6 protein-coding genes are annotated in these 5,096 nt (G+C 65.2%); 3 read left to right on the forward strand and 3 right to left on the reverse strand.

From position 1 onward, the window contains the following. The first annotated feature begins 527 nt into the window (after window positions 1-527). Window positions 528-692 (forward strand): LysR family transcriptional regulator, encoded by a 165-nt coding sequence (locus ACWKY3_RS10445; protein ID WP_449316346.1) that lies wholly within the window; start codon window positions 528-530, stop codon window positions 690-692. Window positions 693-736: 44 nt separating this feature from the next. After that, a complete protein-coding gene (locus ACWKY3_RS10450) occupies window positions 737-1,417 on the forward strand; it encodes a LysR substrate-binding domain-containing protein (protein WP_449316347.1) in 681 nt (226 codons plus the stop codon). Here ACWKY3_RS10450 and ACWKY3_RS10455 read toward each other — a convergent pair. The 3 genes from ACWKY3_RS10455 to ACWKY3_RS10465 form a co-directional block, all read right to left on the reverse strand. Then, on the reverse strand, window positions 1,395-2,105 hold the full coding sequence (locus tag ACWKY3_RS10455) for an aquaporin (RefSeq protein ID WP_449316348.1): 711 nt from the start codon (window positions 2,103-2,105) through the stop codon (window positions 1,395-1,397). The two genes, ACWKY3_RS10450 and ACWKY3_RS10455, sit on opposite strands and share 23 nt — an antisense overlap. Window positions 2,106-2,210: 105 nt before the next feature. Then, window positions 2,211-2,360 carry a DUF5679 domain-containing protein gene (locus ACWKY3_RS10460; RefSeq protein WP_449316349.1) on the reverse strand — a complete coding sequence of 50 codons (150 nt, stop codon included), beginning with the start codon at window positions 2,358-2,360 and terminating at the stop codon, window positions 2,211-2,213. Between the two features lie 219 nt (window positions 2,361-2,579). After that, a complete protein-coding gene (locus tag ACWKY3_RS10465) occupies window positions 2,580-3,938 on the reverse strand; it encodes an FAD-dependent oxidoreductase (protein ID WP_449316350.1) in 1,359 nt (452 codons plus the stop codon). 307 nt (window positions 3,939-4,245) lie between these two features. On the opposite strand from ACWKY3_RS10465, the gene ACWKY3_RS10470 reads away from it, so the two are divergent. Next, window positions 4,246-4,677, forward strand: coding sequence for a universal stress protein (locus ACWKY3_RS10470; protein ID WP_449316351.1), 432 nt, complete (start codon window positions 4,246-4,248; stop codon window positions 4,675-4,677). The last annotated feature ends 419 nt before the right edge of the window (window positions 4,678-5,096 follow it).

Genomic DNA, 5,096 nt, shown 5'->3' on the forward strand with positions numbered 1-5,096 from the left:
TGTCAAAAACATGGAGTGGGGGGAAAAGGAAATTACACGGTGCGTGCGGATGGGTTTTGTTCCTTCCCCCTTCCCGCGGTTCTGCGCGATTGGCTTGCGCGTTCTCAAGGCGCCCTCCTTTCCGTGCGATGCTTGGCGCCCTCCAAGGGCGTTCTCGAAAACCCAAAGGATAGCAGAGGACGGAGATGACGGGGCGAGCGGAGCCGGTGCTGCCTCGTTTCTTCACGGAGGGCGCCCTGCGTCCGCTTGCGGCTCCGTGCCATTTGCGGACCCGCGCCCGCCTGCGGCCCGGCTTTCGTTCGCGGTCCCGCAGTCGCTTGCATCCCGCGCCCTTTCGCAGCTTCGCGCCCGCCTGCGGCCCGGCACCCGCCCCGGCGCGTGCTTGGCGGACGTCTTCCTCATTCAAATAACAGTTGAGGCAAAAGGGGGAGCCTCCAATGCTCGGAGCGGGGCAATAGAATCCATGGCGGCCGATTGGGCAGTGCGGTCGGCCGGGGTGTGTTGGCACGTGAGGGCGGGGATGGGCATTGGACATCAAACAAATCAGATATTTTGTTCTGGTATACGATTCGGGGAGTCTGTCGGCGGCCGCCAAGGAAGAGGGCAAAACGGTGCAAGCCGTGTCCAAGGCCATCGCCGACCTTGAAAAAGAGCTGGGGGGGGGCTTTTCATACGCGAAAACCGCGGCATGAGGCCGACGCCGCTCGGCCGCTTGTTCTATCGGCACGCGTCATCTGTGCTGGGAAAGTTCGACGGTTTGATCCTGTTCGCGCGGCGCTACCGCATCTACGACGACGCCGACGAGAAGCTCCGTCTGGCTTTGAACACGCCGCCGTTTGCGGGCAACGAGCTGGTGCGCAAAAACGTCGCCTTGGTCATTGCGCATCAGCTTGGCATAGAGGCGGTCGTGGATCTTGCCGTGGCGCAAGAGGGCCTTGCGGGGCTGCGCGAAGGCCGTTTCGATGCGTTGATCACGGTTGGCCGGATCGAGTGCCTTGACGTGACGTGCCTGTCCATAGGAACGGTGCCCCCGGGCGTGATGATGCGGACGGGACATCCTCTTTCCGGCAAGGACGCGGTTTCTCTGTCCGAGGTGGCGCCGTATCCCGTTGCGCGGGCGAGCTGGTTCGACGATGCGAACGAAAGCGTCGTCGATGTGTGCCGCAAACGCGCGCCGGGCCTGCGGTACGTCGATGTGCCGTTCAGCGACGTACCGCGCCATTTCGACGAAGACGGCGTTCTGCTCACCGTGGGCGTGGCGGCCATGGGGCGCATGACGCCGGAGTGCGTTTTGAGGCCGCTCGCGGAAAAGGATTCGGCGCCCGTGCCGCTGTGCATCGTGTTCCTCAAGTCGCGCAACGGCGAAATGCTGCCCCTGGCAAGAAGGCTCGCCGTTAACGAGACTCCCTCTTTTTGAACGCCATCCAGATGCCGGCGGCGCAGGCTGCGCCCACCAGCGGGGCCACGATGAACACCCACACCTGGGACAGCGCGGTCATGTCGCCGTTTGCGGCCATCATGAGCGCCGGGCCGAAGCTGCGGGCGGGGTTGACGGAGGTGCCGGTCAGGGGGATGCCCATGATGTGGACGAAAGCCAGCGTCAGGCCGATGATGATGCCGGCGAACGGAGCGGTCTTCTCGTCGGCCGTGGAGCCCAGCACCGACAAAACGAAGATGCAGGTCAGAATAACCTCAACGATAAAGGCGCCCGCCATGCTCAGGCCCACGGCAGAGGCGGCGTCGTAGCCGTCGCAGCCAAGGCCCGTTTCCAAAACGCCGCCCAGATCGCTCATGTTGATGATGAGCATGAGCACGGCCGCAGCCACAATACCGCCAATGAACTGGGCAATCCAGTACCCGATAAGGTCCTTGCCGTCCAGGCGCTTGTCCAAAAACAGCCCAAAGGACACGGCCGGGTTGATGTGGCAGCCCGACACGTTTCCAATGACGAACGCCATGGCCACAATCGACAGCCCGAACGCCATGGCGATGCCGAGCGTGCCCAAGGTGGCGCCGGCGATGGCGGCGCTGCCGCAGCCGAACAATGTGAGGACGAAGGTGCCGAACGCCTCGGCGGCATATTTCTTCAAGGGTGATGCTTCCATTGGTGCCTCTCTTTTCGATGGTTCGCGCCGCCGGCTCCGGCCGCTTCCTGCAAAGCGGACGGAGCCGGCGGTGGATAAACGGATTTCGACGTTGTTCGCTGCGCGCTACTTCGCGGCGCCGATGCGGCAGATGGTGCTGCCGCACACCGGGCAGGTGCCCTTCGTGATGGGCTTGCCGTTTTTCGTGGTGCCCTCTTTGGGGTCCTTCATCGCGCGCTTCTCCTTGCACTTCATGCAGTACGCTTCGATTGCCATGGTTTCTCCTGTTCTTTCGAATGGCTTTGCGCCTGTCGGTGCGAACGGGCGCTGCGACGTGCGCCGCTGCAGCCCGGATGCCCCCGTCAGGCTTCTTTCTTCAGCTTGCCTATATTCGGCCGGACAAAAAGCTATGTCAATGGCATAAAATTTTGGTTGAAGACGCGGATTGGGGCTTGCCTGATGTGCCGGGGAATGCAATGCCCCTCGCACGTCCGATCAGGAGAACAGGTTGTTGAACGCCTCGGTCATCGACGGATGCGAGAACACCGCGCCTCCAAGCGCCGCGACGGGTATGCGCGCGTCCATGACGATCTTCACCGTGTTCACCAGCTCTTGGGCGTCCTCGCAGAACAGGTCCATTCCCAAAAGGAGGCCCGATTCCCTGTCCACCACCGCCTTCATCAGGCCGGTGTCGTCCTGCAAGATGCGCGCCTGCGATATGCCGGAGGCCGGAAGCGTCCTGACCTCAACGGCATGGCCTGCTTCGCGCGCCTGCCCCTCGGTCATGCCGATGCGTGCGAACGGCGGATGAACGAACGTGCAGCGGGGCACGGCTCCGCGGTTTCGGGTGGTGCGCGAACCGTCTCCCAGCACGTCGGAGGCGACTATGCGGAAATCGTCGTAGGCGAGGTAGGTGAACTGGGGGCCTCCGGTCGCGTCCCCCATGGCCCAGACGCCGGGGGCCGTGGTGCGCAGGTGCTCGTCCACGGCGATGCCCCCGTGCTCGTCAAGCTGGATGCCGGCGGTTTCCAGCCCAAGCCCTGCGACGTTGGGCGTGCGTCCGGCGGCGATCAGCACGGCGTGCGCGGGAAGCCGCGTCTCGTGTCCGTCGATGCGGGCGATCACCAAGACCTGGCTTTGCTCGTCGTCTATGCGCGCAACGTCGGCGTTGCACAAAACGGTGATGCCCCGGCTTTGCAGGCTGTCGCGCACGGCTTGGGCGGCGTCGGGGTCTTCGTGCTTGAGGATGGCCGGTCCGCGCTGCAGCACGGTCACCTGCGCGCCGAAGTCGGCGTACATCGAGGCGAACTCGAGGCCGACGAAGCCGCCGCCGATGACGACGAGCCGATGGGGCAGCGTGCGGACGTTGATGAGCGTGCTGCTCACGTGGACGCGCGGGCTGTTCGCGCCGGGGATGGGCGGCAGGGAGGGGAGCGAGCCCGTGTCCACGAACAAGCGGCTCGCTTCCAGTTCGCGCACGCCGTCGGGGGCGGAGACGGTCAGGCGCCTGGCGCCGGAAAACGTCGCGCGCCCCATGATCACCTCCACGTTCGCGCGGTCGGCGAGGGATCGGTGGTTCCGCTTGCGGATGGAGGCTCTCAGCCGGTCCATTCCGTCCACGGCGGCCGCGTAGCGCTCTTCCCGTGCGACGATGGAACCTCCTGCGGCCGCCGACAGGCGCGCCGCCTCTACGAGCGCCTTCGTGGGAATGCAGGCGTTGTTGACGCAGGCGCCTCCGTACATCGCATCGGATTGCTCCACCACGGCCACCGTTTGGCCGGCATCGGACAAAGCCGCTCCCAATGCCCGCCCGGCCGTCCCGAATCCTATGATCGCCGCATCGAATCGCTGCATGGCCGTCCTTTCCCTTGTCGCGCGACCTTGCGGTCGGACCGCAGGGGCGCGTTGTTTCGTTTCGGCCTATCGTAGGCGTGCGCAAGCGTTGGGACGCGGGCGTTCGCGGTTGTTGCGGAAGCGGTCACGAGGGCGTTGGCCGGCCGTTGCACGCGGGGGGCTGCGCGCCGCCTGGCGTCGTGCCGTTCCCTTCGCAACGGGAACATCAGGCTCTTTCTGCGGACGACGCCCGCAGAAAGGCCTATACTGGATTGCATGGACAACGGCGGCGCGCCGGCGCTCGCCGAAACCGAAAGGGGGCCAACCCATGGCTGTGAACAATCTGCTGGTTGCGTTCGACGAATCCGAGGGCGCCCGGCGCGCGCTCGACATGGCTGCCGGCCTGGCTGAAGCGAATCCTGCGGCCCATGTGGACATCGTGTACGTCGTCCCCATCCCGCTTCTGGACGAAGCCCAGATGGCCAGCTTCAGGGACATTCTGGATATGATGATCTCCGATGGGGAGGACCTTCTGACTGAGGCGGCGCAGAGCATGGGCGAGGCGGTGGCCGACCGGGTGGACTCCCTGCTGCTGACAGGCACCAGCCCCGCAACCGAGATCCTCAAGTTGATCGATCAGCGCGATTACGACCTGGTTGTTGTGGGAAGCCGGGGTTTGAGCGGGCTGAAGGAGTACCTGGGCAGCGTGAGCCACAAGATCCTGCACGGCTCGAAGGCTTCCGTGCTGGTGGCGAAGTAGGGGAGCCGTTTCGCGCGGAAGTGGGCTGGCGGCCTTCGCCGGCTCTGCGGTTTCGGCGCGGGGCGCGTGCGGCGCGCCCCGCAGCCGTCAGCGTGGTCGAGATGCCGAAATCGACGGCGCCCAGCTCAAGCCCGCCCGATGCGGAAACGATGCCCGATTCGGCCGCTTCGGAAAGCCCTGCCCGACGGGCGACCGACAGGCAGGGCTTTCCGAAGCGTCGGCGGGGCTTTGCCCGGCGGGTCGGCCCGGCCTCGCCGGCCCCGGTTCAACAGGGCCGCTTCCGCTCCGCCGTTAAGCCAGCGTTGGCACGAACCCTGCCAGCAACGGTTCGGCGAAGGGTTCCCCGCAAGTTGGTCACAAACCACGCACTCTCGTACTCCGGAGGGAAGACCCGGTGTGGCAGAGAGGTTTGCGATCTC

Source organism: Rubneribacter sp. (assembly GCF_965361815.1).

Coding starts and splice junctions, on each gene's coding strand:
- ACWKY3_RS10460 (WP_449316349.1), bottom strand. CDS start 2,360: ATGGCAATCGAAGCGTACTGCATGAAGTGCAAGGAGAAGCGCGCGATG.
- ACWKY3_RS10455 (WP_449316348.1), bottom strand. CDS start 2,105: ATGGAAGCATCACCCTTGAAGAAATATGCCGCCGAGGCGTTCGGCACC.
- ACWKY3_RS10470 (WP_449316351.1), top strand. CDS start 4,246: ATGGCTGTGAACAATCTGCTGGTTGCGTTCGACGAATCCGAGGGCGCC.
- ACWKY3_RS10465 (WP_449316350.1), bottom strand. CDS start 3,938: ATGCAGCGATTCGATGCGGCGATCATAGGATTCGGGACGGCCGGGCGG.